At 72.8% G+C, this 26093-nt stretch carries 23 protein-coding genes; 16 read left to right on the top strand and 7 right to left on the bottom strand.

Annotation, left to right across the window (positions count from 1 at the left end):
• Positions 1–5 precede the first annotated feature (5 nt).
• The 3 genes from ACZ6KF_RS27500 to ACZ6KF_RS27490 all read left to right on the top strand — a co-directional run bounded on the left by ACZ6KF_RS27500 (position 6) and on the right by ACZ6KF_RS27490 (position 2721).
• Complete coding sequence (locus ACZ6KF_RS27500; protein WP_356629513.1) at positions 6–833, top strand: glycerophosphodiester phosphodiesterase; 828 nt, start codon at positions 6–8, stop codon at positions 831–833.
• A 138-nt stretch (positions 834–971) separates the two neighbouring features.
• Positions 972–1610, top strand: coding sequence for an ATP-binding protein (locus ACZ6KF_RS27495; RefSeq protein WP_469240913.1), 639 nt, complete (start codon positions 972–974; stop codon positions 1608–1610).
• A 145-nt stretch (positions 1611–1755) separates the two neighbouring features.
• The gene (locus ACZ6KF_RS27490; protein ID WP_356629511.1) at positions 1756–2721 is read left to right on the top strand and encodes a DUF5926 family protein; all 966 of its coding nucleotides are present in this window, start codon (positions 1756–1758) and stop codon (positions 2719–2721) included.
• Positions 2722–2969: 248 nt separating this feature from the next.
• Here ACZ6KF_RS27490 and ACZ6KF_RS27485 read toward each other — a convergent pair whose 3' ends face one another.
• Positions 2970–3638: a hypothetical protein gene (locus tag ACZ6KF_RS27485; protein ID WP_469240840.1), complete on the bottom strand. Its 669-nt coding sequence runs from the start codon at positions 3636–3638 to the stop codon at positions 2970–2972.
• A gap of 237 nt (positions 3639–3875) precedes the next feature.
• On the bottom strand, positions 3876–4541 hold the full coding sequence (locus tag ACZ6KF_RS27480) for a bifunctional DNA primase/polymerase (protein ID WP_356629507.1): 666 nt from the start codon (positions 4539–4541) through the stop codon (positions 3876–3878).
• A 497-nt stretch (positions 4542–5038) separates the two neighbouring features.
• Here ACZ6KF_RS27480 and ACZ6KF_RS27475 point away from each other — a divergent pair, with 497 nt between their 5' ends.
• Entirely contained in the window at positions 5039–6568 is a 1530-nt protein-coding gene (locus tag ACZ6KF_RS27475) for a PP2C family protein-serine/threonine phosphatase (protein WP_356629505.1), read from the top strand.
• Positions 6569–6652: 84 nt separating this feature from the next.
• Positions 6653–8137, top strand: a complete 1485-nt coding sequence (locus tag ACZ6KF_RS27470) for an aminopeptidase P family protein (protein ID WP_469240838.1) — start codon at positions 6653–6655, stop codon at positions 8135–8137.
• 27 nt (positions 8138–8164) lie between these two features.
• Here the strand turns inward: ACZ6KF_RS27470 and ACZ6KF_RS27465 are convergent, their stop codons facing one another.
• A complete protein-coding gene (locus ACZ6KF_RS27465; RefSeq protein ID WP_356629501.1) occupies positions 8165–8617 on the bottom strand; it encodes an ATP-binding protein in 453 nt (150 codons plus the stop codon).
• Positions 8618–8801: 184 nt separating this feature from the next.
• Between ACZ6KF_RS27465 and ACZ6KF_RS27460 the strand changes: the two genes are divergently transcribed.
• From ACZ6KF_RS27460 to ACZ6KF_RS27420, 9 genes are all read left to right on the top strand, one after another.
• Entirely contained in the window at positions 8802–9680 is an 879-nt protein-coding gene (locus ACZ6KF_RS27460; protein ID WP_356629499.1) for a hypothetical protein, read from the top strand.
• A 118-nt stretch (positions 9681–9798) separates the two neighbouring features.
• Complete coding sequence (locus ACZ6KF_RS27455) at positions 9799–10584, top strand: YcnI family copper-binding membrane protein (RefSeq protein WP_469240836.1); 786 nt, start codon at positions 9799–9801, stop codon at positions 10582–10584.
• A 76-nt stretch (positions 10585–10660) separates the two neighbouring features.
• On the top strand, positions 10661–11317 hold the full coding sequence (locus ACZ6KF_RS27450; RefSeq protein ID WP_356629495.1) for an SCO family protein: 657 nt from the start codon (positions 10661–10663) through the stop codon (positions 11315–11317).
• Positions 11314–11793: a copper chaperone PCu(A)C gene (locus ACZ6KF_RS27445; RefSeq protein WP_469175772.1), complete on the top strand. Its 480-nt coding sequence runs from the start codon at positions 11314–11316 to the stop codon at positions 11791–11793. Before ACZ6KF_RS27450 ends, ACZ6KF_RS27445 begins: the two co-directional genes overlap by 4 nt.
• 13 nt (positions 11794–11806) lie before the next feature.
• Complete coding sequence (locus tag ACZ6KF_RS27440; protein ID WP_469240834.1) at positions 11807–13816, top strand: copper resistance CopC/CopD family protein; 2010 nt, start codon at positions 11807–11809, stop codon at positions 13814–13816.
• Between the two features lie 10 nt (positions 13817–13826).
• A complete protein-coding gene (gene efeB, locus ACZ6KF_RS27435; protein WP_469240832.1) occupies positions 13827–15260 on the top strand; it encodes an iron uptake transporter deferrochelatase/peroxidase subunit in 1434 nt (477 codons plus the stop codon).
• Positions 15261–15340: 80 nt separating this feature from the next.
• Positions 15341–16276: a prephenate dehydratase gene (pheA, locus tag ACZ6KF_RS27430; RefSeq protein ID WP_356629487.1), complete on the top strand. Its 936-nt coding sequence runs from the start codon at positions 15341–15343 to the stop codon at positions 16274–16276.
• Positions 16277–16882: 606 nt separating this feature from the next.
• Complete coding sequence (serS, locus tag ACZ6KF_RS27425; RefSeq protein WP_356629485.1) at positions 16883–18160, top strand: serine--tRNA ligase; 1278 nt, start codon at positions 16883–16885, stop codon at positions 18158–18160.
• Positions 18157–18978, top strand: coding sequence for an HAD family hydrolase (locus tag ACZ6KF_RS27420; protein WP_356629483.1), 822 nt, complete (start codon positions 18157–18159; stop codon positions 18976–18978). The genes serS and ACZ6KF_RS27420 overlap by 4 nt, the downstream gene beginning before the upstream one ends.
• Positions 18979–19476: 498 nt before the next feature.
• On the opposite strand, the gene ACZ6KF_RS27415 is transcribed toward ACZ6KF_RS27420, so the two are convergent.
• Genes ACZ6KF_RS27415 through ACZ6KF_RS27400 form a run of 4 tightly spaced genes read right to left on the bottom strand, consistent with a single transcriptional unit; the run spans position 19477 to position 23012 of the window.
• Positions 19477–20196 (bottom strand): ABC transporter permease, encoded by a 720-nt coding sequence (locus ACZ6KF_RS27415; RefSeq protein ID WP_356629481.1) that lies wholly within the window; start codon positions 20194–20196, stop codon positions 19477–19479.
• 11 nt (positions 20197–20207) lie between these two features.
• A complete protein-coding gene (locus ACZ6KF_RS27410; protein ID WP_356629479.1) occupies positions 20208–21119 on the bottom strand; it encodes an ABC transporter ATP-binding protein in 912 nt (303 codons plus the stop codon).
• Positions 21116–22024: an ABC transporter permease gene (locus tag ACZ6KF_RS27405; RefSeq protein ID WP_356629477.1), complete on the bottom strand. Its 909-nt coding sequence runs from the start codon at positions 22022–22024 to the stop codon at positions 21116–21118. The genes ACZ6KF_RS27410 and ACZ6KF_RS27405 overlap by 4 nt, the downstream gene beginning before the upstream one ends.
• Positions 22014–23012, bottom strand: a complete 999-nt coding sequence (locus ACZ6KF_RS27400; RefSeq protein ID WP_356629531.1) for an ABC transporter ATP-binding protein — start codon at positions 23010–23012, stop codon at positions 22014–22016. Before ACZ6KF_RS27400 ends, ACZ6KF_RS27405 begins: the two co-directional genes overlap by 11 nt.
• 243 nt (positions 23013–23255) lie before the next feature.
• Here ACZ6KF_RS27400 and ACZ6KF_RS27395 point away from each other — a divergent pair, with 243 nt between their 5' ends.
• Positions 23256–25043, top strand: coding sequence for an SDR family oxidoreductase (locus ACZ6KF_RS27395; protein WP_469240830.1), 1788 nt, complete (start codon positions 23256–23258; stop codon positions 25041–25043).
• A gap of 13 nt (positions 25044–25056) precedes the next feature.
• Positions 25057–26004, top strand: a complete 948-nt coding sequence (locus ACZ6KF_RS27390; protein WP_469240828.1) for a MerR family transcriptional regulator — start codon at positions 25057–25059, stop codon at positions 26002–26004.
• Positions 26005–26093: the final 89 nt, after the last annotated feature.

The following is a 26093-nucleotide window of genomic DNA, read 5'->3' as shown; positions in this document are numbered from 1 at the left end:
ACGCAGTGACCCACGCACGCCGGCACCGTATCCAGGTCGTCGCCCACCGCGGCGCGTCCGAGGACGCCCCCGAGCACACCCTGGCCGCGTACCGGAAGGCCATCGAGGACGGGGCGGACGCCCTCGAGTGCGATGTCCGCCTCACCGCCGACGGCCATCTGGTCTGCGTCCACGACCGCCGCGTCGACCGCACGTCCAACGGGCGCGGGGCGGTCTCGGCCCTGGAGCTGGCCGATCTCGCGGCGCTGGACTTCGGCTCCCGGCGGAACCGGGACGCCTGGCGGGGACGGAGCGAGGAGCCCGACTGGGAGCACCGTCCGGAGGACCCGGCGGATACGTCCGTGCTCACGCTGGAGCGGCTGCTGGAGCTGGTCGCCGACGCGGGGCGGCGGGTGGAGCTGGCCGTCGAGACCAAGCACCCCACGCGCTGGGCGGGCCAGGTCGAGGAACGGCTGTTGCAACTGCTGAAGCGGTTCGGCCTGGACGCCCCGGCCTCGCCGGAGGAGTCGCCGGTGCGCGTGATGAGCTTCTCGGCGCGCTCGCTGCACCGCGTCCGCGCGGTCTCGCCGACCCTGCCGACCGTCTATCTGCTGCAGTTCCTTTCGCCCAGGCTGCGTGACGGACGGCTGCCCGCGGGTGTCCGGATCGCGGGCCCCTCCATCCGGATCGTGCGCCACCACCCGGGATATGTGGAGCGGCTGAAACACGTCGGTCATCAGGTGCACGTGTGGACCGTGAACGATCCCGAAGACGTCGATCTCTGCGCCGACCTGGGCGTGGACGCCATCATCACCAATCGCCCGCGCGCGGTGCGGCAACAGCTCGGCGGCTGATTCTGCACGCCTCTTGACCCGGCGGCGAGGGGTCCAGCATCCTCCAACCTCGGCCACACCGTCGAAATCCAGCCACGCGACAACCGTTTCCTCACAGGGTGTGCTCCGGCGCGTTCGGTCCGTGTTCGAGTGTGTCGAATACGTCACCGAGCGGGGATTGGCCGGTTTCCGGTACAGGCCAAGGGGGCATCCACACCGTGGCGTGGGGCGAAGGAGGTCTCGGGGGTGGCGTTGGTGGTGGCACAGGAGGTGCCCACGTCGTCGAGCATGGCCGTGCCCCATGGCCCTGCGGGCGTGGGGAGGGCGAGGCGCCGGATGCGCGACGAGTTGCGCAGGGGAGGCGTGGCGGAATCGGTCGTCGACGACGCCGTACTGATCCTTTCCGAACTGCTGAGCAATGCGTGCAAGCACGGACGGCCCCTGGGCGACGCCCCGGCCGGGGACGGCGACGTCCTGGCCGCGTGGCGCGTCGATCCCGGCGGCAGACTCGTGGTCGAGGTGACGGACGGCGGCGGACCGACCCGTCCCGCCCCGGCGACTCCGTCGGTCACCGCGCACGGCGGCCGGGGGCTGAACATCATCACGGCGCTGGCCGACGACTGGGGCGTGCGCGACGACGCCCGCGGCGAGGTCACCGTCTGGGTGGTGGTCCACGACGACGTACACGATCCGGACGCCGGACGGCGCCGCGACGACTTCGCCACGCGGGTCACGGCTCCCCCGGTGTCGGCCCTGCCCGGCCTGGACTTCGCGGACGTCTTCGACGACCTGGACTGACCGGACCGGCACGACGACCGCGACGAAGCGAACCGGCGACGACCGCGGCCGAAGCGGACCGGCGACGACCTCGCTGAAGCGAACCGGCCATCCCGAGGGACTAGGCTCCCGCCGTACCAGACGAGCCGTTTCCGGGAGACCCCACATGGCCAAGAAGCGACCCCAGACCAAGGCCACGCGCCCGCAGCTCACGGACGGGGAGATCCCGGTCGTCGGCGCCCGTGAGCCCTGCCCCTGCGGCAGCGGGCGCCGTTACAAGGCCTGCCACGGACGGGCCGCCGCCCAGGCCGTGACCGAGCTGGTGCACCGCCCCTTCGAAGGGCTCGCCGGCGAGTGCGACTGGGTGGCCCTGCGCGAGCTGGTCCCCGCGGCCACCGCCCCCCTGACCCTGAAGGACGGCCTGCCCGAGGGCGTCCCGTCGGTCACGCTGGCCACGGTTCTGCCGATGGCGTGGCCCGCGCTGCGCCGTGAGGACGGCTCGGTCCTGCTCGGACTCCAGAACGACACGGCGTCCGGCGACATCAGCCGCGACCTCGCCGACACCCTGCTGCGCGCGCTGGAGGCGAAGCCCGGCACGCCCGTGCAGGGCCGCCGCGCCCCGGCCGACGGGCCCCGGCTGCAGGACCTGCTCGACCCCGAGGCCGCGCTGGAGCCGGCCGTCCACGAAGGGTTCGAGTTCTGGGTGCCCGACGCGCAGAACGCCGCGCCCGAGGTGAGCGCCTCCCTGGAGCGGGCCAACGCCGCCGCCATCCCGACGGTCAAGCTGCGCGGCGTCGACGCCGCCTACTGGTGCGAGACCCCGGACAAGAACCACCTGCGCTGGGTCATGCCCCACCCCGAGGAGCAGCTTCTGGACGCGCTCGCGCGGCTGCACGCGGCGGGCCGTTCCTCCCTCGGCGAGGGCACCCGCCTGGTCGGCTCGTTCCGCGCGCACGGCCTGACCGTGCCGGTCTGGGACCTGCCGAGCGGAATGTCGGCCGACGACACCGAGAAGCCTGCCGCCGAGTTCGCCGAGCGGCTGGCCGCCGCGTTGGCCGTGGAGGCCCCGCTCACCGCCGACGAACGGCGGGCCCGCGGCGGGCTCACCAACCGGCAGGTCACCCTGAGCTGACGCGCCCGGCCCGCGGGCGGCCGGTTCCGGTCCCTTCCGGCCGAACTCCCGTCGCCCGCAAGCCAGTCGGTGTCCGAATAGCCGTGGAAAACCTGAGACGGAATTTGCGAACCGCCGATCTCTTGTTACCGTTCCAGTAGCCCGGTTGCTGGTGCATCCCCCGTCGCCAGCAACCGGGTCTTTCCATGTGCGCCGCCGCTCGACAGTGGACGCCGGGTGCCAACTCCCGGCAGGACCGCGCCAGTTGCTCAGCCGCCGGGCCGGGGGTCGCTGCCGGAGCGCAGCAGCGGCGGGCCTTCCTCACCCCGCCGCGCGATCTCCACGACCGCCGAGTACCGCGCCGGTCCGCCCCGGGTCCGCTCACGGGACGTCTCACAGCTCGCCGGCTCACCGCCGGCGCCCACCACGCACCGCGTCCGCGCCACGGGCCCCAGCGGCCCCGTCAGGCTCAGCACGGCGTCCAGGTCGTCCCCGCCGGTGTTGCGGTAGGCGGCGCGCGCCCAGATCCGCTCGCCCTGTGCCATGACGCACGCCTGTGCCTCCACCCCGGCGGGGGAGACGGCCGCGGGCCCGCACCGGGCCGCGGTGGCCACCCCGAGGCCGAGCAGACCTCGCCCCGGATCGCCGCTCGGGGAATCCCGTACGGCGGTGGGGTCCGAGGCGGGCTTGGCGTCGGGGTCGACGGCGGACGCGGCGCCGCCGTCCCGGGCCGCCTCCGCGGTGCGCGGGATCGCCGGGGAGTCCTCGGCACCGGAACCCGGAGAACCCGCCGTCCCCGCGGAGCCCTCGGACCTCCCGGGCCCCATGGCATCCGCGGAACGTGCGGAACCCCCGGACTCCACGGAGGCCGGCGCCAGGGAAAGCGTCAGCGCGCACACCACGGCGGCGCCCGTGAGGGCGATCAGGCGAAGGTTCATGGCCGGGACTCTAACGACGGGTCCCGGCCGCCCGGCCCGGGTGCGCCCGACACCCCCAGGGGGTGTCTGCCAAATGAGCGCGGGAGAAGGAGCGGCTTCTGGTGCGTGCGATCGCAAGGCGCCGGGCCGCCCTCGTAGCGGAGCTACTAGGGCGGTTCGGCAACGCGGCTGGGGGTGCCCCCTCTGGGGGAGGGCGTGCCAGAAGCCGCGACGCCGCGGGCATTTGTCAGACACCCCCTAAAACTCGGGAGCGCTCACGCCCGTACGGGTGAGGGCCTCGACCACCGCGTCCACCACGGCCTCCACGTCCGGCAGCCAGGGCGAGGCCGATCCGGGCAGCGGGGCCCGCTCCCAGCGGATCGCGCCCCGGCCGGTCTCGGACGGGGGCAGGGCGAGATAGCCGCCCTCGCTGTGGAAGCGCAGGGAGCCGGGGACGAAGTCCTTGGCGTAGAGCAGCTCGCCGAGCTGCTCCATGGAGTACGGCCGGACCAGTACCGCCCAGCGGTCCGGCGAGGCGACGACGGGGCCGAGCCGCATACCCATGCGGTCCAGCGCCTCCAGGGCGCGCGCCGCCGCGGGGGCCGGGAGGCTGACCGCGCACGGAGCGCGACCGCCGGTGGCCAGGACGACGGGCGCCGTGGGCCGGTTGGTCCACCACCAGCGCACCATGCGCTCGTCGGTCGTCGCCGCGAGCAGGCCCGGATCGAAGGGATGGGCGCCGGGCACCGTGCACTCCGGGTCGGGGCAGCCGCAGCGGTCCCGGCCCTGCGGGTCCGTCCCCACGCCGGGGAGGACCGGCCAATTCCATTCCGTCGCGAAGGTCAGGGCCGCGCTGATCGCATCAGGCCTCCCGCCTTTCCGCCGGGACAGGAGCCTGCGTCGCTTTCCGGGGATCTCGCGCATGAGCGCTCGTCCTTTCCGTTGCACGCCGGCAACACCGTGGATCACATCATGTGTCGATCACTTCACTGTGCGTACCTGTTGGCGCATCACACCCCTGCTCTGAAGCACGGGGAACCCCTGGGGGTCGATCGCCGGCCGCGTCCGCGGCCGACACGTCCATACTGCGTCGGGCAAGAGCATGGGCGTGGCGTGGGGTGGCGAAGTGTGGCGCTTGCCGTCTCGCGTATTTCTCTTCGCCGCCGTCACGGGAGGATGGGGCTCGGTCGTCGGTGGCTAAGACGCCCGGGTCCGTCACCAGGTTCCGGGTGGCCCCCAACCACCCCTGGCCTTCTCCGAGTACGTACCCATCACGACCGTTGTGACGCTCCGTCGAGCAAGCCCAGTCGACCGCAATGAGGCGTTACCCGAGGCAGTTTTCAGCCAACTTCCGTTTTATGCAAGACATCCGCTCGAAGTGTCCGCGTCGACCGTGGGACACCAGGAATCCCGGCAGGACAATGCTGGACATCTCCTCACGAGTGCGTGTACATGTGGAGACACTGCTGGCGGCGCAGAATGACATGGGGGTTTGCGATGCTTTTGAGCAGAACGCACCGGTCGGAAAGCCGGTCGACATGAACGCCCCGCACCCTCCGAAAGTGGCCGGAATCGATTCAACGGTTCCCTCCCCCGCCCACACTGCCGCGCCCGCGTCGGCGGCCCCTCCTACCGCCGCTCCGGTGCCGGCCGCCGTCGCCACCGGCCCCGGCGCCCTTCTCCAGGACCGGCTCGCCGGCTGGGTCTCCGACCTCACCACGCTGCACGAACTCACCGAACGACTGACCCGTACCAGCGCCCTGGGCGACGCACTGGACGAACTGCTGCGCGCCGGCGCCGCCCTGGTCGGCGCCGGGCGCGGACTGGTCGTCCTCGAACCGGCCGACGGTCTCGGCCCCCGCACGACCCTCGGTTTCGGCCTCGCCGCCTCCGACCTCGGCCACCTGGAGACCGTCCCCAGCGGCTCCCTGCCGTACGGCGACCTGCTCGACGTCCCGGCCGGACCGCCCGGCGACGCCCGCGACGTCGTCCACCCCGACCTGTTCGCCGAGGACGGGCTCGACCCCCGCCACCGCGAGGTCGCCGTCCGCCTCGGGTACGCCGCCAGTTACGCGCTCCCCCTGTCCACCGAGTCCGCCGGCCGCATCGGCGCCGCCGTCTGGCTGTACGACGAACCCGCCGAACCGCTCGAACGCCAGCGCCATCTGGCCGGCCTCTACACCCGGCACGCCACCGACCATCTGGCCCGGCTGCTGGAGGTCGAACGCACCCGCGCCGCCATGGCGACCATCGCCGGGGAACTGCTGCCCTCCCGGCTCCCCCGGGTCGGCGGCGTCCAGCTCGCCGCCCGGCACCGCACCGGCCCGCGCGGCGGCGGCGACTGGTACGACGCGCTGCCGCTGCCGGACGCCGCCCTCGGCCTCGCCGTCGGCTCCGTCACCGGGTCCGGGCCCAGCGCCGTCGCCGCGATGGGCCGGCTGCGGGCGTCGCTGCGGGCGTACGCCGTGATGGAGGGCGAGGACCCGGTCGCCGTGCTGTCCGACCTGGAGCTGCTGCTGCGGCTGACCGAGCCCGCCCGTTCGGCCACCGCCCTGTTCGCCTACTGCGAGCCCGCGCTCGGCCGGATCACGCTGGCCGGGGCCGGGCACAGTCCGCCGTTGCTGATCGGGGAGCGGCGCACGGAGTTCGTGGAGACCTCCGTCTCCGCGCCGCTCGGGATGCTCGCCTGCTGGGAGGCGCCGGGCGTGGAGGTGCAGGCCGAACCGGGAGAGACGGTTCTGCTGTACACCGACGGGCTGCTGCACCGCACCGGCGACACCACCGACCGCGCCTTCGCCAGGCTGCACGCGGCGGCGGCCGGGCTCTCCCGCGCCAAGCGGCGCGACCCGGAGGCCGTCGTCGACCATGTGCTGCGCACGGTGCTGCCGGACGGGCTGGACGAGGCCGACAGCGCGGAGGACGTCGTCCTGCTCGCCGCCCGGTTCGAGTGAGCGCGCGGGCGTCCGGCCGCCCCGGCGCCTGACCGCACGAACGTACGATGGGTGAGGTCCAGTGCCGTACCTAGGAGGATGACCGTGGCGGAGGAGCTCACGCCGGAGACCCCGGACGCCGTTCCCGACGATGCCGCTGACGCAGCGGGCGAAGAACCGATCAAGCAGCGGAAGAACGGACTGTACCCGGGCGTGTCCGACGAGCTGGCCGAGAACATGAAGTGCGGCTGGGCCGACACCGAGCTGCGCGACCTGCGGCCGATCGCCCAGGCCGCCGAGACCGCCGCCCGGCGCGCCGCGCTCTCCGCCCGCTTCCCGGGCGAGCGCCTGGTGATCCCCGCGGGCAGGCTGAAGACGCGCTCGAACGACACCGAGTACCCCTTCCGTGCCTCGGTCGAGTACGCCTACCTCACCGGCAACCAGACCGAGGACGGCGTCCTGGTCATGGAGCCCGTCGACGGCGGCCACCGGGCGACCCTCTACCTGCTGCCGCGCTCCGACCGGGCCAACGGCGAGTTCTGGCTCGACGGCCAGGGCGAGCTGTGGGTCGGCCGCCGGCACTCCCTGACCGAGGCCGAGAAGCTGTACGGCATCCCCGCCTCCGACGTGCGCGAGCTGGCCGGCGCGCTGCGCGAGGCGACCGGCCCGGTGCGCGTGGTGCGCGGCCACGACGCCGGCATCGAGGCCGCCCTGACCGACAAGGTCACCGCCGAGCGGGACGAGGAGCTGCGGGTCTTCCTCTCCGAGATGCGGCTGGTCAAGGACGACTTCGAGATCGGCGAGCTGCAGAAGGCCGTCGACTCCACCGTGCGCGGCTTCGAGGACGTCGTGAAGGTCCTCGACAAGGCCGAGGCGACCAGCGAGCGCTACATCGAGGGCACGTTCTTCCTGCGCGCCCGCGTCGAGGGCAACGACGTCGGCTACGGCTCCATCTGCGCCGCCGGCCCGCACGCGACCACCCTGCACTGGGTCCGCAACGACGGCCCGGTCCGCTCCGGCGACCTCCTGCTGCTGGACGCCGGCGTCGAGACGCACACGTACTACACCGCCGACGTCACCCGCACCCTCCCCATCAGCGGCCGCTACAGCGAGCTGCAGAGGAAGGTGTACGACGCCGTGTACGACGCCCAGGAGGCCGGAATCGCGGCGGTGAGGCCGGGCGCCAAGTACCGCGACTTCCACGACGCGGCGCAGCGGGTGCTGACCGAGCGGCTGGTCGAATGGGGCCTGGTCGAGGGCCCGGTCGAGCGGGTGCTGGAGCTGGGGCTGCAGCGCCGCTGGACCCTGCACGGCACCGGTCACATGCTCGGCATGGACGTCCACGACTGCGCCGCCGCGCGCACGGAGACGTACGTCGACGGCACGCTGGAGCCGGGCATGGTGCTCACCGTCGAGCCGGGCCTGTACTTCCAGGCCGACGACCTGACCGTGCCGGAGGAGTACCGGGGCATCGGCGTGCGGATCGAGGACGACATCCTGGTGACGGAGGACGGCAACCGCAACCTCAGCGCCGCCCTGCCGCGCCGGTCGGACGAGGTCGAGGAGTGGATGGCCGCGCTCAAGGGCTGAGCGGCCGCACCGCCTCGGGGACGCGGGTCAGGACGCCGCCACCAGGGGGGCGTCCTCCCGCCACTTGAGGATCTTGTCGAAGCTCACCACCGCGCCGGACCGGTCCGGCTTGTCGCCGATGTGGACGTGGTCCGCCAGCTGTTCGATGAGGCACAGGCCGCGGCCGTGCTCGGCGTCCGGGCGGGGGGAGAGGGTGCGCACCTCGGAGCGGCCGAAGCCGGGTCCCGAGTCGGTGACCTCGATGCGGCACTTCTCGCCGTCGAGGTAGGCGGTGACGCGGTAGGCGCCCGAGCAGGAGCGGTCCTGCCCCCCGCCGCCGTGCTCCACGGCGTTCGCGCAGGCCTCGGTGAGGGCGACGGACAGGTCGTAGGAGATGTCGGGGTCCACGCCCGCGGTCTCCATCGTGCCCAGCAGCAGACGCCGGGCGAGCGGCACGCTGGCAGCCTCGCGCCGCAGATGGAGTGACCACCAGATGCTCATGCTCCAGCCTCCTGGCCGCGGCTCGACATACCGTTACGTATTACCGCCCGTGGCCGTGCGTAAGCGCGCCGGCGAGGTGACGCCGCCCATATGGCAGAAGCGCGCGAGGGGCGGCCGGTGTATGTGAGGCAGGTGTGACCCGGCCGTAGGCAACGGGCGCGGCCGGTGCGATGATGTCCCCGCCATGACTGCCCCCCACCCGTGCACGGCGCGCTCCGGAGCCGGACTCCGGACCCTGCGGGCCGCGGTGTTCGCCGCGGTCTGCGTCGTGCTGGCCGGAGTGGGGCACGCCCTGGCGTCCCACGCGTCGGTCCCGGCGTGGACGCTGGGCGCCGGCTTCCTCGGGGTCTTCGCGGTCGCCGTGCCGTTCTGCGGGCGGGAGCGCTCGCTGCCGGGCATCGCGGCGCTGCTCGCACTCGCGCAGGGGCTGCTGCACATGCTGTTCGGCCTGGGGCAGCACGGAGCGGCCCCCGTCCCGGCTCCGGCGGCCTCCGCGGGCGCGGTGTCCGACGCGGCGCTCGTGGAACAGGCCGCGCGTTTGCTGTGCGGGACCACCGCGGCGGCGATCAGCCCGACGCAGGCCCAGCGCGTCCTCACCGACGCCCGGCTCTATCCCGGGGCCGTCCCGCACACGGGGCACCGGCCTGCGGCGGACGCCGTGTCCACGGCCGCCGACGCCTCGGGGGCGCTGCTGCCGTCCCTGCCCATGCTGCTCGGCCACGTTCTCGCGGCCGTCGTCGCGGGGTGGGTGCTGCGGCGCGGCGACCTCGCCCTGCTGAGGCTCGCCGAACTGTCCGCGCACTCGGCGCACTCCGTCGCCGAGGGGGCGCTCGTACGGGCGCTGCGCGGGGCTCTCGCCCTGGTGCGCGCCCTGTGCGCCGGGCTCCCGACCACGCCGGACGCCGGTCCGCGCCTCCTGCGCGCGCCCGAGCCGACCCGGCCCGAGCCCCGTACCACCGCACTCCAGCACACGGTGATCCGGCGCGGTCCGCCGGCTGCGGAGCCGTCGTACGGCCCGTACCGCCCCCGCGGCGCGTACGGCTCGTTCGGCCTCGCCGCCTGACGCGACGCGACCGTCCGCTCCACCGCGCTTCCCGCGGGTCCGGGAGCCGGAGGGCGCCGTCGCGCGTACCTCCGTGCGTTCACCGGACTACCTCATTCGAAGTGGAGTGCCCACCACCATGAAGCTTTCCCGTCTCGCCGCCGCCTGCGCCGTCGCCGCCTCGACCGTCGTCGTGCTGTCCTCCCCCGCGCTCGCGCACGTCACCGTGCAGCCCGAGGGCACCGCCGCCAAGGGCGGTTACGCGGTGGTCGACTTCCGCGTCCCCAACGAGCGCGACAACGCCTCGACGGTCAAGCTCGAGATCACCTTCCCGGCCGACCACCCGCTGGCCTCGGCGCTGCCGGTGCCCGTCGCCGGCTGGGACGTCAAGGTCGACAAGGCCAAGCTGGACAAGCCGCTCGAGGTCCACGGCCGGCAGATCACCGAGGCCGTCAGCAAGATCACCTGGACCGCCGAGGGCGACGGCGTCCGGCCCGGCTTCATGCAGAAGTTCCCGGTCTCCGTCGGCCAGCTGCCCGAGGACGCCGACGAACTGGTCTTCAAGGCCGTGCAGACGTACTCCAACAAGGAGGTCGTCCGCTGGATCGAGGTCCCGCAGGAGGGCCAGGAGGAGCCCGACAGCCCGGCGCCCGTGCTCGCCCTGTCGGAGGCCGCCGACGGTCACGGCTCCAGCGGCTCGGACGACGACGCCGCCGAGTCGGAGGCGGCGTCGGAGCCCACCTCCGGCGCCGAGGCCGAGGCCGATGCCGACGACGCGGCCGACGCAGCCAACGCCTCGGCCGACGCCGGGTCCGGCGACGACACCGACACCACCGCCCGCGTCCTCGGCATCATCGGCATCGTCGTCGGCGCCGCCGGCGTCGCGTACGGGGTGCTGGCCGGGCGGCGTCGGACCACCGCCTGAGCCCTCGCTCCATGACGGCGTGCGCCGGGGTCGACCCCGGCGCACGCCGTGCACCTCACATCTGGGACATTTTTCTATGCGCACCAAGACCCTCGCCGCGGCGGCGCTGCTCGCCGCGGCCACCCTGACCCTCTCCGCCTGCGGCAGCGGCGACGACGAATCCGGCGGCACCCCCGTCTCCGTGGTCTCCGAGGAGCCCGGTTCCGACAAGGCGGCCACCGTCCTCGACCAGCCGTTCGACAAGCCCGACCTCGTCCTGACCGACACGGAGGGCGAGGAGTACGACCTCCGCAAGGAGACCGCCGGCAGGCCGACGCTGCTCTACTTCGGCTACACCAACTGCCCCGACGTGTGCCCGCTGACGATGAACAACATCGCGGTCGCCAAGAAGCGGCTGTCCCCGGCGCAGCAGGACGCGCTGCGGGTCGTGTTCGTCACCACCGACCCCGAGCGGGACACCCCGGCCGCGCTCGGCAAGTGGCTCAAGGGCATCGACGCCGACGTGGTCGGGCTGTCCGGCGACTTCGACGCCATCCAGGCCGGCGCCCGGACCGTCGGCATCTCGATCGACCCCCCGCACAAGGAGAAGGGCGAGATCGTCTCCATGCACGGCACCCAGGTCATCGCGTTCTCGCCGAAGACCGACGCGGGGTACGTGCTGTACGGGGAGGACGCCACCGTCGACGACTACATCAAGGACCTTCCCAGGATCGTCGAGGGGAAGAACCCGTGAGGCGCCGGACGGTCCGGGAGCCGGTGCTCGCGGGGACGCTCGCCGCGGCCCTGGCCCTGGCCGCGGCCGGCTGCTCCGGCACGGACTCCGGCTCCGGCGGGAGCGCCCCGCGGATCTCCGTCAGCTCCGCCTACATGCCGCAGCCGGTGTCCGACTCCCTGGCCGCGGGCTTCCTGACGATCGTCAACGAGGGCGGTACGGCCGACCGGCTGACGTCCGCGCACAGCGACGTCGGCGAGGTGACCGTGCACGAGACCGTCGGGCAGGCCATGCGGCCGGTGGACCGGCTCACCGTCCCGGCGGGCGGCAGGCTCGTGCTGGAGAGCGGCGGCAACCACCTGATGTTCGAACAGCTCACCCGCAAGCCCAGGCAAGGAGAGACCGTCACCGTCGAACTGCGGTTCGCCGAATCCGGAACCGTCACGGTGAAGATGCCGGTCAAGCCGGCGACGTACAGCCCGAAGACCGCGCACTGAGGGAGGGACCACCTTGACGCAGACCATCGCCCCCCGCGTCCGGAGCCTGGCACTGCTGCTCCTGGCCGCCGTCGGCCTGCTCCTGTCGGGCGCCACGCCGGCCTCCGCGCACGCCGCGCTGACCGGCAGCGACCCCCGGCAGGGGGCGGTGGTCGACAAGGCCCCCGTACAGGTCTCGCTGACCTTCTCCGAGGCAGTCTCGCTCTCCGACGACTCCCTGCGCGTCCTCGACCCCAAGGGCGAGCGGGCCGACACCGGCGAGGCCGTCAACAGCGGCGGCACGACGTACGCCGTGCGGCTGCACTCGGGGCTGCCCGACGGCACCTACACGGTGTCGTACCAGGTCGTGTCCGCCGACAGCCATCCCGTCGCCGGCGCCTTCACCTTCTCCATCGGCGCGCCCTCCGCCACCTCCGTCACGGTGTCCGAGCAGTCGGCGGACGGCGGGGGCGTGGGCCGGGCGTACGCGGTCGGGCGGTATCTGTCGTACGCCGGGTTCATCGTGCTGGCCGGCGGCTCCGCCTTCGTGCTGGCCTGCTGGCCGCGCGGCGCCGGCGTGCGGGCGGTGCAGCGGCTGGTCGTCGCCGGGTGGCTGACGCTCACCGCGTCGACGCTGGCCCTGTTGCTGCTGCGCGGCTCGTACACGACGTCCGGGAAGCTCGGCGACGTCGTCGACCCGGACCTGCTCGGCGACGTGCTCCAGACCAGGACGGGCGCGGCACTGGTGTCCCGGCTGCTGCTGCTCGCGGCGGCGGCGCTGTTCATCGCCGTGCTCTTCGGGACGTACGAGAAGCGGGACGACGAGGAGAAACGGGACCTGACCTTCGGGCTGGCGCTCGGCGGGGGTGTCGTGGCGGCCGGGATCGCGGCGACCTGGGCGATGTCCGAGCACGCCTCGACCGGCATCCAGACGGGCATCGCGATGCCGGTGGACATCGTCCACCTGCTGGCGGTCGCCACCTGGCTCGGCGGTCTGACCGCGCTGCTGCTGTCCCTGTACCGCGCGCCCGCCGGCATCCCGCTGGAGACGGCCGCCGTACGGCGCTTCTCGCGGATCGCCTACGGCTGCGTGGTCACCCTGGCCGCGACCGGCGTCTACCAGACCTGGCGTCAGGTCGGCACCTGGTCGGCCTTCACGGACACCCGGTACGGGCAGCTGCTGCTGGTGAAGATCGGGCTCGTGGCGCTGATCGTGGGCGTGGCGTACACCTCGCGGCGGTGGACGCGGCGGCTGGCGGAGCAGCCGGTGACGGAGGCGTCGCCGGTTTCGAGCACGGCGGAGTCCGGGGCGGAGGCTTCGGGGGCGTCCGGGGCCGAGGTCTCCGGGGCGTCCGGGGCCGAGGCCGACGAGCCCGTCGCCGTGGGATCCGTGGCCGTGGCGGAGGCCGGGGAGGGCGGTGCGCGGAACGCCGACGGCCCGGGCTCCGAGCGGGCCGCTCAGCTCGCCCGGCAGCGGGCCGCGATGGACGCCGCCCGGCGGAAGCGGGCGCGGGACGCCGACCCCGGCAGGTTCGGGCTGCGCCGCTCGGTGCTGGCCGAGGCCGGGATCGCGGCCGTGCTGCTGACGGTGACCACGATGCTGACGTCCACCGAGCCGGGGCGCACGGCGGAGGAGGCCGCGGCGGCCACGTCGGCGGCGCAGTCGTCCTCGCCGTCCTCGTCCCCGTCGGCACCCGCGAACGGCGTGGTGACCCTGGACCTGGCCTTCGACACCGGCGGCAAGGACGGCAAGGGCGTCGTCCGCATCGACGTCACCCCCGCCCGGACGGGCGCCAACACCCTGCACGTCTACGCGGAGCGGCCCGACGGGCAGGCCTTCGACGTGCCCGAACTGAAGATCGCCTTGACCCTTGAGGCCCAGGACCTCGGGCCGCTGCCCGTCGTCCCCGACCGCATCACCACCGGACACTGGACGGCGAGCGGTGTGCAGATCCCCATGGCGGGCGACTGGGAGGTCGCCGTGACCGTGCGGACCTCGGACGTCGACCAGGTGACCGTCTCCAAGAACGCGAAGATCGGCTGAACGAACCACGATGGCTGACAGGACAACGGGCAGGGCCGCGGACCAGACCCCGGGCACCGCATCGGGCAAGGCTCCGGGCAGGGCACCGGGCAGGGCCGCGAACAGCACCGCGGACACCACCGCGAGCGGCACGGCGGGCCGGCGGGGCGTCGCCGCGGCGAAGTCCCGGCCCTCCGCCACCGCCGTCGCCTCCGCACCGGCGTCCCCGGAGAACCGCGGCGCCGGCGCCGGCCTGTCCCGGCGCCAGGTGCTCGGCACCGCCGGGGCCACCGGGCTGGTGCTCGGCGCGGCGGGCGCCGCCGCCGGGTACGCGGCGGCGCCCTCGCAGGTGACCCCGCTCGCCTCGCTCGGCGCCGAGCAGGTGCCGTTCCACGGGAAACACCAGCCCGGCATCACCACCCCGATGCAGGCCCGCGGCCACCTCGTCGCCTTCGACCTCGCGGCCGGCGCGGGCCGCAAGGAGGCGGCGGCCCTGCTGCGCCGCTGGTCGGAAACGGCACGCCGATTGATGGCCGGCGAGCCGGCCACGCAGGACGACACGGACGTGGCCCGCGACGCCGGCCCCTCCTCGCTGACCGTCACCTTCGGCTTCGGGCACAGCTTCTTCGCCCGCACCGGACTGGAGGGGCGGCGCCCGGTCGCCCTCGACCCGCTGCCCGACTTCTCCTCCGACCGGCTCGACAAGACCCGCAGCAACGGCGACCTGTGGGTGCAGATCGGCGCGAACGACGCCCTGGTCGCCTTCCACGCCCTGCGCGCCATCCAGAAGGACGCGGGCGGCGCGGCCAGGGTCCGCTGGCAGATGAACGGCTTCAACCGGTCCCCGGGCGCCACCGCGCACCCCATGACCACTCGCAACCTCATGGGCCAGGTCGACGGCACCCGCAACCCCAAGCCGACGGAACCCGACTTCGAACAGCGGATCTTCGTCCCGGAGTCCGGCCCCGACCACCCCGCGTGGATGGCGGGCGGCTCCTATGCCGTCGTACGCCGCATCCGCATGCTCCTCGACGACTGGGAGCGGCTCTCGCTCAAGGAGCAGGAGGCCGTCATCGGGCGCCGCAAGTCCGACGGGGCGCCGCTGTCCGGGGGCGGCGAGATGACCGAGATGGACTTGGAGAAGACCGACGCCGCCGGCGATCCGCTCGTGCCCGTCAACGCGCACGCGCGCATCACACGGCCCGACCAGAACGGCGGCGCGGCGATGCTGCGGCGGCCGTTCTCGTACCACGACGGCTTCGACGCGGACGGCACGCCGGACGCGGGGCTGCTGTTCATCTGCTGGCAGGCGGATCCGCTGCGCGGCTTCGTCACCGTGCAGCGGAAGCTGGACCGCGGGGACGCGCTGTCGAGGTTCGTCCGGCACGAGGCGAGCGGGCTGTTCGCGGTGCCGGGCGGGGCGGCGGAGGGCGAGTATGTGGGGCAGGCCCTGCTGGAGGGGTGAGAACGGCCCGGAATCACCCTCCGGAGGAGTCCTCGTGAGACGGGCGGTCCGCCCGGCCGCGAGCCCATTAGGGTGAGGTCATGCCAGCGAGCTATGCCTATCTCGGTCCCGAGGGCACCTTCACCGAGGTCGCCCTGCGCACGCTTCCGGAGGCGGCGACCCGGGAGCTGATCCCGTACGTCTCGGTGCAGTCCGCCCTGGACGCGGTGCGCGGCGGCGAGGCCGAGGCCGCGTTCGTGCCGATCGAGAACTCCGTCGAGGGCGGCATCACCACGACCCTCGACGAGCTGGTCGCGGGCGAGCCGCTGATGATCTACCGCGAGGTGCTGCTGTCGATCACCTTCGCGCTGCTGGTCAGGCCGGGCACCAAGCTGTCCGACATCAAGACGGTCACCGCCCACCCGGCCGCGCAGCCGCAGGTCCGCAACTGGCTGCAGGCCCATCTGCCGGACGCCGCCTGGGAGTCGGCCGCCTCCAACGCGGACGGCGCCCGCCTGGTGCAGGAGGGCCGCTACGACGCCGCCTTCGCGGGCGAGTTCGCCGCCGCCCGGTACGGTCTGGAGGCGCTGGAGACCGAGATCCACGACGCGGAGAACGCGCAGACGCGGTTCGTGCTGGTGGGCCGCCCGGCCCGGCCGGCCGCGCCGACGGGTGCGGACAAGACGTCGGTGGTGCTGTGGCAGCGCGACGACCATCCGGGCGCGCTGCGGGATCTGCTGGGCGAGTTCGCGACCCGGGGCATCAACCTGATGCTGCTGCAGTCCCGGCCCACGGGCGCGGGCATCGGCAACTACTGCTTCTGCGTCGACGCCGAGGGGCACATCTCCGACCGGCGGGTGGCCGAGGCGCTGATGGGGCTGAAGCGGATCTGCCTCCAGGTGCGGTTCCTGGGCTCGTATCCGCGCGCGGACGCGGTCGCCGGGGATCTGCGGCCGCCGTTGCCGGGGACGTCGGACGCCGAGTTCGTCGCCGCGTCCGACTGGGTGGCGCGCTGCCAGGACGGCCGGTTCCAGTAGCACTGGTGGCAGGAGCCACAGGGGGCACAGCTGCCCCTGCGTGCACCCTCGTCCCGCCTGCAACACTGGTCCTACCTGCATATTTTCGTTATCCACAGAAGTTATCCACAGGTCCGCTTCTCGACCTGGGGACAAGTCGACAGCGACAGGGGGTCGAGTCGACAAATCAGTCTGCGGTGCCTTGGGCCGGCCACCGGGGGGCCGGGAGCCCGTCGTCCACTCTTTTCCTTCGGATAACCCTTTGGGGCGACTCATTTCCACTCGAACGTGAGCGTAAGGGGAGTTTCCGCCGGGAATCTTCGAGGTCGTCCCGCACTTGCGGGGTGATCAATGGCGGCCAATTCGGAAGTCCACAGATCTTCCGCACAGCCTGTGGATAACTTTTCGCGGGATGTGGATCCGAGCCCACCCCTGTGGACGAGAAGGGCGCCAAGTCCGGGTGCCCACAAGGGAATCCGGTCAACCGGCCGCCTTCCGGCTGCTTCGATCCGGGTACCGGCAAGATCTTTATTGACTGCGGTGGACAATTAACGCATACCCTGACGGAAGCCGCACCTCGGAATAGTGAGTCGTGAGCGCTCACCCCGCACCGGTAGCCTTGATCCCGTGATTGACCTTCGCCTGCTCCGTGAGGACCCCGACCGTGTGCGCGCGTCCCAGCGCGCCCGAGGAGAGGATGTCGCGCTCGTCGACGCCCTCCTGTCCGCCGACGAGCGGCGCAGGTCGTCCGGCGTCCGCTTCGACGAGCTGCGCGCCGAGCAGAAGTCGCTCGGCAAGCTGATCCCCAAGGCCGCCGGGGACGAGAAGGCCGAGCTGCTGAAGAAGGCGAGCCAGCTCGCCGCCGACGTCAAGGCCGCCGACGCCGAGCGCGACGCGGCCGACGCCGAGACCCAGGAGCTGCTCCTCAAGCTGGGCAACCTCGTCCACCCGGACGTGCCCGTGGGCGGCGAGGAGGACTTCGTCACCCTGGAGACGCACGGCACGATCCGCGACTTCGCCGCCGAGGGCTTCGAGCCCAGGGACCACCTGGAGCTCGGCCAGCTGCTCGGCGCCATCGACGTCGAGCGGGGCGCCAAGGTCTCCGGATCGCGCTTCTACTTCCTCACCGGCGTCGGCGCGCTGCTGGAACTGGCCCTGGTCAACGCCGCGATGGCGCAGGCCGGCGAGGCCGGCTTCACGCCGATGCTGACCCCGGCGCTGGTCCGCCCGCAGTCGATGGCCGGCACCGGCTTCCTCGGCCAAGCCGCGCAGGACGTCTACCACCTCCCGGCCGACGACCTCTACCTGGTCGGCACCTCCGAGGTCGCGCTCGCCGCCTACCACATGGACGAGATCCTCGACGCCGAGCGGCTCCCGCTGCGCTACGCGGGCTTCTCGCCCTGTTTCCGCCGCGAGGCCGGCTCGCACGGCAAGGACACCCGCGGCATCTTCCGCGTGCACCAGTTCGACAAGGTCGAGATGTTCTCCTACGTCGCGCCGGAGGACTCGCAGGCCGAGCACCAGCGGCTGCTCGCCTGGGAGAAGCAGTGGCTGAGCGCGCTGGAGCTGCCGTTCCGCGTCATCGACGTGGCCTCGGGCGACCTCGGCTCCTCGGCCGCGCGCAAGTTCGACTGCGAGGCGTGGATCCCGACGCAGGGCAAGTACCGCGAGCTGACGTCGACGTCGGACTGCACCGAGTTCCAGTCCCGCCGGCTGCAGATCCGCTACCGCGAGGGCAAGCAGGTGCGCCCGCTGGCCACGCTCAACGGCACCCTGTGCGCCGTGCCGCGCACCATCGTGGCGATCCTGGAGAACCACCAGCAGGCCGACGGCTCGGTGTACGTGCCCGAGGTGCTGCGCCCCTACCTCGGCGGCCGAGAGGTGCTGGAGCCGGTCGCCAAGTGAGCGCCGCCTTCCCCTACCGGCTCGTCGCCACCGATCTCGACGGCACACTGCTGCGCTCCGACGAGTCGGTCTCGCGGCGCACCCGGGACGCGCTCGCCGCGGCCACCGCGGCGGGCGCCGCGCACATCGTCGTCACCGGGCGCGCGGTCCCCTGGACCCGGCACATCCTGGACGACCTCGGATACCGGGGCCTCGCCGTCTGCGGACAGGGCGCGCAGGTGTACGACGCCGGTGAGCACCGCCTGCTGACGTCGGTGACGCTCGACCGGCAGCTCGCCGGGGTGGCCCTGGCCAAGATCGAGGCCGAGGTGGGTCCGCTGTATCTGGCGGCGAGCCGGGACGGGCTGGACGGCGAGGTGCTGGTCGGGCCGGGGTACGCGGTCGTCGGCAGGCTGCCCGCTACGCCCTTCACGGACGCGGCGGACCTGTGGGCCGCGCCGCTCAACAAGATCTACATCCAGCATCCGACGCTGACGGACGACGAGCTGGCCGAGGCGGCCCGCCGGTCCGCGGGCGGCTTCGTCACCGTCGCCATGGCCGGCGAGGGCATAGTGGAACTGCTGCCGCTGGGCCTGTCCAAGGCCACGGGGCTCTCGCTGGCGGCCCGGCGCCTCGGTATGAAGGCCGCGCAGACCATCGCGTTCGGCGACATGCCCAACGACGTCCCGATGTTCGGCTGGGCGGAGCACGGCGTGGCGATGGCCAACGCCCACGAGGAGCTGAAGGCCGTGGCGGACGAGGTGACGTCCTCCAACGAGGAGGACGGGATCGCGGTCGTGCTGGAACGGCTGCTGGACGCGGGCGTGGCGGCCGGCTGAGACGGCCCGGACCGGTGACAGGACTGGACCGAGGCGGTCGGCCGAGACGCCCGGGATCGGCGGCCTGACGGGCCGGACGGGAACGGTCGGAGCGAACGGCGCACACGCGGGAACGGCGGGAAGGGCGGCCCACGCGGGCATGTGCCCGCGTGCTCGAAGCGGCCGCCCCCGGGCAGCCCCCCGTGCGCGGCGGTCTCGACGGAGCGTCGGCGCTGCTCCGGAGGCCGCCGTCGGCTGCCCTGCCGGCAGGCCGGAGGACCCGGCGTTACCGGTGCCACCACTGTGCCGGTGCCGCCGGGCCGGCCGCCACTCATTAAGACGGGCCGCTGTCCATGGGAAGCCGCGTCCACTGGGCGAGGTCGCACCCATGGAGACAGGTCGCAGCCATGGAGACCGGCCGCACCACCGGAACGTGGCCGGCCGGGAGGCGGCCCCGTCTCGGCCGGGACGCCCCCCGACGCCCCGGCCCACCGGCGGACCCGCCCCCGCGTGCGGGGCCTACTCCTCGCCCGCCAGCGTCAGCGTCCGCAGCTTCTGGCCGGCGAACCAGGTGGCCAGCACCGTGACCGCCACCAGCAGCACCGTCGCCGTCGTCAGCCCCACGTCGGAGGTGATGAGCGAGCCGTCGCCGACCTTGTGGGCGACGGCCAGCGACCACTGCTGGACGCTGAGCGTGCGGGCGCCCGGCACCAGGGAGCCGAACAGCGCCTCCCACACCAGTGCGTAGACGAGGCCGAAGACCACGGCGTGCCGGGACACCGTGCCCAGCAGCAGGAACAGCGCCGCGTACGCGATGGAGGCGACCAGTGCGGCCACCGTGTAGGCGACCGCGATCTGCTGGCCGTTGCCGTTGAGGATCAGGCCCGCGACGAGCGTGGGCACCGCGGAGAAGACCATCGTGACGGCGACCGCGACGATCAGCTTGGTGAAGATGATCGTAGGCCGTTTCAGCGGCTTGGACAGCAGGTACACCACGGAGCCGTCGTCGATCTCCGGGCCGATCGCGCCGGTGCCCGCGATGACGCCGATGATCGGCACCATGGTGGCGAGCGCGATCCCGCCGAGCAGGTCGGCCGCGGTCTGGTCGTCGGCGCCGGTGAGGGCGCGGACCACCACGGAGATGACGATGAGCAGCAGCGGGAGTCCGCCGAGGATGAGGGCCCGGCGGCGGCCGAGCAGGGCCCGGTAGGTGAGCCGGGCGACTGTGGGGTCGTACATTTTTCGGCCTCCTACGCCGTGACCAGGTAAGAGAACACGGACTCGAGGGACTCGTCGGACGGCGAGACCGTCAGCAGACGGATGCCGTGGTCCTTCGCCACCCGCGGCAGCAGAGCGGTGAAACGGCCGAAGTCGACGGCCTGGATGCGCAGTGCGCCCTCCGCGAGGTCCACCTCGATGCCGGACGTCGACGGGTCTGCGATCAGCGCGGCGGCCAGGGCCCGGTCGTCGCTGGAGCGCACCAGGTAGCGGTGCGGCCGGTCGGTCATCAGGCGGCGGATTCTGCGGAAGTCGCCGCTGGCCGCGTGCCGTCCGGCGACGACGACCTCGATGTGGCGGGCGAGCTGCTCGACCTCCTCCAGGATGTGGGAGGAGAACAGCACCGTGCGGCCCTCGTCGCCCATCCGCCGCAGCAGGTCCATCAGCTGCATGCGCTGGCGCGGGTCCATGCCGTTGAACGGCTCGTCCAGCAGCAGCAGCGACGGCTCGTGGACCAGCGCGGACGCCATCTTCACGCGCTGGCGCATGCCCTTGGAGTACGTGGCGATCTTGCGGTCCTGCGCGTACTCCATCTCGACGGTGGCGAGCGCCTTCTGGGCGGCCTTGGCGCCGAGGCCGTGCAGTTCGGCGTTGGCGACGACGAACTCGCGGCCGGTGAGGAAGTCGTACATCGCCTCCCGCTCGGGGACGATGCCGATGTGCCGGTAGATGTCCTCGTTGCGCCAGACCTGCTGTCCGTCGAGGGTGACGGTGCCGGTGGAGGGGGCGAGGAAGCCGCCCATCATGTTGATCAGGGTGGACTTGCCGGCGCCGTTGGGGCCGAGCAGACCGGTGACGCCGGGGCCGATGGTCATGGTGATGTCGTTGACGGCGACCACGTTGCCGAACCAGCGGGAGACATGGTCGAGGGAGAGCGTCGTCACAGTCCCACCTTCTTGTAGCGGCGGATCATCAGGCCGTAGCAGGCGGCGATGAGGCCGAGGGTGACGAGGACGTGGACGACGCCCTCCGCGCTGCTCGGGCCCACGCCGCCCGGGTACGACGACGGGGCGCCGAGGAAGGCGGACTGCACGCCGTCGATGAGGGTCGTCGGCGAGAACAGGCCCATCCAGGCGATGGCGTCCGTGGTGCCCTGCGCGTCGGCGATGGCCTGGAGCGTGGAGACGGCGCCGTAGCTGATGGTCAGCACGGCGATCACGGCGGCGATGCCGAAGCCGCGGCGCGGGGTGACCGAGGCGACGACCAGGCCGATGCCGGCGAGGAGGAGGGAGAGCAGGGCCACCGAGACGAGTCCCTGTGCGAATCCCTTGGTCTGGTCGGTGAAGTCCAGCTTGGCCAGCAGCGCGCCCACGTAGAGCACCAGCAGCGGCATCGCGGTGAGGACGAACAGGGCCGAGGCGAGCGCCGCGTACTTGGCGCGGACGTAGTCGGCGGTCTCGATCGGCCGGGAGAAGTACAGCGGCACGGTCTTGAAGCGCAGGTCCCGCGAGACGGCCTGCGGCGCCTGGGAGCCGACGTAGAGGCTGATGACGGCCTGCATCACGATCGCGTACTCGGTGTACTCGAGCGGCAGTTCCTTCGCCTTGGTGGCGACGGCGACGGCGACCATGATGGCCGCGGGCACGCACATCACCACGAACAGCAGCATCGGCAGCACCTTGGTCTTCGCCGAGCGGCCGAGTCCGTAGGCGCCGCGCAGGGACTGCGAGTACAGCGAGCGGCGGGCGTAGGCGCGGCCGAGGCGGGGTCCGTCGTAGCTGCGGTAGCCGATGTTGTGGATGCGGGACTGGTCGCCCGCGGGGGTGGTCAGGGGCTGCTCAACCGCCATGGCCGACCGCCTCCTTCCGCTGTCCGTCGCCGTTCGTGCCGTTCGCGTCCGCCGCCCCGGTCCCGTCGGTCCGGAAGACCTCCGAGATGTGGTGCCGGCGCTGTTCCATGCGCACCAGACCGAGGCCGAGGTCGGCGATCACGTCCCGGACCAGGTCGTACGTCTCCTCGCCCTGGCTGGTGAGCAGCAGGACGTGGCCGGCGCCGGGCAGTCCGCTGCCGTCCTCGACGCCGACCCCGCGCGCGTGCAGCGCCTCGCGCACCGCGCGAGTGCCGTCGGGGTGCTCGTCGGAGTCGGTGACCTCGACCGCCAGGGTGGTGGTGATCTGGGTGAAGTCGGTGGTGGAGCTGGAGCGCAGCAGCTTTCCGCCGTCCACCACGACGACGTGGTCGCAGGTCCGCTCCAGCTCGCCCAGCAGGTGCGAGGTGACCAGCACGGAGATGCCGAAGTCGGTGTGGATGCGGCGGATCAGGCCGAGCATGTCGTCGCGGCCGACCGGGTCGAGGCCGTTGGTCGGCTCGTCCAGGAAGACCAGCCGGGGGTCGTGGACGAGGGCCTGGGCCAGCTTGACGCGCTGCTTCATGCCGGTGGAGTAGCCGCCGATGGGACGGTAGCGCTCCTCGTAGAGGCCGACGTGGCGCAGCGTGTCCGCGGTGCGCTCCCGCGCGGCCGTCGGCGGGAGCCCGGACATGCGCGCCATGTGGACGACGAACTCGGTGGCCGAGACGTCGGGCGGCAGGCAGTCGTGCTCGGGCATGTAACCGACGCGCTCGCGGATGGCGGCGCCCTCGGTGGCGACGTCGAGTCCGAGCACCTCGGCACGGCCCTCGGACGCGGGGGACAGACCCAGCAGGATCTTGATCAGTGTGGACTTGCCGGCCCCGTTGGCTCCGACGAGTCCGGTCACACCGGGCCCGACGTCCACGGAGAGCCGGTCAAGCGCGGTCACCCGGGGGAACCGCTTGCTCAGGCTTTCGGTCACGATCACAGTCACGACGTCGACGGTAGTGACACGGACCACGCCGGTCGTCAGCCCGGAGAGCCGTCTTGTCTCCGACCTCAGACGTACGGGTCGGTGGGGGGAGCCGTGCTTGAGGTCTAGGGGGCGCGCCGGGAGACGGGCGGGGCCGAGGTTTTCCACAGGCGGAGGGGCCCTGTTGACGCGGCCACCGGTGACTGTCACATTCGCTGATGTCAAGGACGACGGCTCGGCGCCGGGGGCGGAGGACTGGTGACGGTACTGGAGGGCGCGCGTGAGCGCCGGGTGCGGACCGGTGGGGTCGAGCTGTGCGTCGCCGAGCTGGGCGACCCGGAGCGGCCGACGGTCGTGCTGGTGCACGGCTATCCGGACAGCAAGGAGGTCTGGTCCGAGGTGGCCGCCCGCCTCGCCGGCCGCTTCCATGTCGTGCTGTACGACGTCCGGGGCCACGGCCGGTCGACGGCGCCGAGTCCGCTGCGCGGCGGCTTCACGCTGGAGAAGCTGACGGACGACTTCCTGGCCGTGGCGGACGCGGTCAGCCCGGACCGTCCGGTGCACCTGGTGGGGCACGACTGGGGCTCGGTGCAGTCGTGGGAGTTCGTCACCGTGCGCCGCACCGAGGGCCGCATCGCGTCGTTCACGTCGATGTCCGGGCCCTGCCTCGACCACTTCGGCCACTGGATCGGCGGACGGCTCAGGCGCCCCACGCCACGGCGGGTGGGCCAGCTGCTCGGGCAGGGCGCCAAGTCCTGGTACGTCTACCTGCTGCACACGCCGGTGCTGCCCGAACTGGCCTGGCGCGGGCCCCTCGGCAAGGGCTGGCCGCGCCTGCTGGAGCGTCTGGAGAGCATCCCCCGCGGCGACTACCCGACCTCGTCGCTGCCGTCGGACGCGGCGCACGGGGCATGGCTGTACCGGGACAACGTCCGGCGCCGACTGCGCAGACCCCGCGAGGACGCGCACGCGCACGTTCCGGTGCAGCTCATCACGCCGCTGGACGACGTCTTCCTCTCCAAGAGCCTCTACGACGGACTCGAGCGCTGGGTCCCCCGGCTGACCCGCCGCTCGCTTCCCGCCAAGCACTGGGTCCCGCGCACCCGTCCCGACCGGCTGGCCGACTGGATCGGCGAGTTCGTGCTCGCCCACGAGGACGGCGGAGGCGGCGGAGGCGGCGGTGAGGGCGGCCGGCGCGGGCCGACGCCGATGGGCCGGTACGCCGACCGGTTCGGCGGGCAGCTGGTGCTGGTCACCGGCGCGGCCTCCGGGATCGGCCGGGCGACGGCGCTCGCGTTCGCCGCGTCCGGGGCTCGGGTGATCGCCGTCGACCGGGACGCCGGGGGCGCGGTGCGCACGGCGGAGGAGGCCCTGCGGTCGGGGGCGCGGGAAGCCTGGGCGGAGACGGCCGACGTGTCGGACGAACGGGCGATGGAGGAGCTGGCGCGGAAGGTCGCCGCCGAGTACGGCGTGGTGGACGTCCTGGTCAACAACGCCGGGATCGGGCTGGCCGGGCCGTTCCTGGAGACGACGGCGGAGGACTGGCGCCAGGTCCTCGACGTGAATCTGTGGGGCGTGATCCACGGGTGCCGCCTCTTCGGCCGGCAGATGGCCGAGCGCGGGCAGGGCGGCCACATCGTCAACGTCGCCTCCGCGGCGGCGTACTTGCCCACCCGGACCCTGCCCGCGTACGGCACGTCGAAGGCGGCGGTGCTGATGCTGAGCCAGTCCCTGCGCGCGGAGTTGGCGGGCCGGGGCATCGGGGTGAGCGCGGTCTGCCCCGGCTTCGTCAACACCGGCATCACGTCGACGGCGCGTTTCGTGGGGGTGGACGCGGCGGAGGAGAAGCGCCGACGGCAGCGTGTCGTCAGGCTGTTCGGGCTGCGGAACTACCGGCCGGAGAAGGTCGCCGCCGCGATCGTGCGGGCGGTGGCGCGCAACGAGCCGGTGGTGGCGATCACTTGGGAGGCGCGGGGCGGGCGGCTGCTCTCCCGGTTCGCGCCGGGGGCGCTGCGGGCGCTGGCCCGGGTGGAGCCGCGGCTGTGAGCGGGGCGGCGCCATGAGCGGCGGCACGTCCGGGAGTTACCGTATCGAGGACCTGGCCCACCTCACCGGCACGTCGGTCCGCACGATACGCGCCTACCAGGATCGCGGCGTCCTGCCGAGGCCGGAGCGCCGTGGCCGGGCGGGCGCCTACACCGACGCCCACCTCGTCCGGCTCCGCCGGATCGCCGACCTCCTCGACCGGGGCTACACCCTCGCCTCGATCAAGGAGTTGCTGGACGCCCATGACACCGGCCGTGGTCTGAGCGGCGTCCTCGGGCTGATCGCCGAGGCGGACGGTCCGTGGAGCACCGAGGAGCCGGCGCGCATCTCCCGCGCACAACTCGCCGAACGCTTCGGCGGCGACGCCCCCGACGACGCGGCGATCGCCGAGGCGGTGGAGCTGGGCGTGCTGGAGCAGGTCCCGGGCGACGGGGAGGAGTTCGTCGTACCGAGCCCGCAAGAGCTGGCGGTCGCCGTGGAGTTGCACGCCGCCGGGGTGCCGTTGTCCGCGATCACCGGGCATCTGCGGGAGTTGAGGACGCAGGTCGAGCACATGGCGTCCCGTTTCCTGGAGTTCGCCACCGAGCACGTCTTCGCTCCGTATCTGCGGGGCCCGCACGGACCGGCCGGCCCGGACGCCGACGAGGCGGCCTCCCTGGTACGCCGGATGCGTCCCCTCGCACGGCAGACGGTGGATGCGGAACTGGCGCGCGCAATGGGGATGTTGGCGTCGCGCCACCTGCGCCGCCACCTGGTCGCGAAGGACGCCGGTACAGCGGCGGAGGAGGCCCGTTTCGTGCGCGTTCCCGCGGACACGATGCGGGCGGTGGAGGCGTTGGTTGGCGCGGAGGCCGCCGAGCGGTTCATCGCGCTGGCTGCCGAACGAGAGGTGCAGGCACGGGCGTTGGACGCGTTGGCATCAAAGACCCCATCCGTCACAGGAGTCGACGAACAACCCTGAAATGCAAGGCGGGTTGTCCACAGTTTCTTCAATTCCCCTGTGGATAACCCGAGTTCGCTGTGGATCAAACATCGGGTCCAAAATCATGT

The organism is Streptomyces sp. NPDC046379, assembly GCF_055587785.1.
The sequence above is the reverse complement of the archived record's forward strand: the minus strand, read 5'-3'. Positions and strand labels throughout refer to the sequence as shown.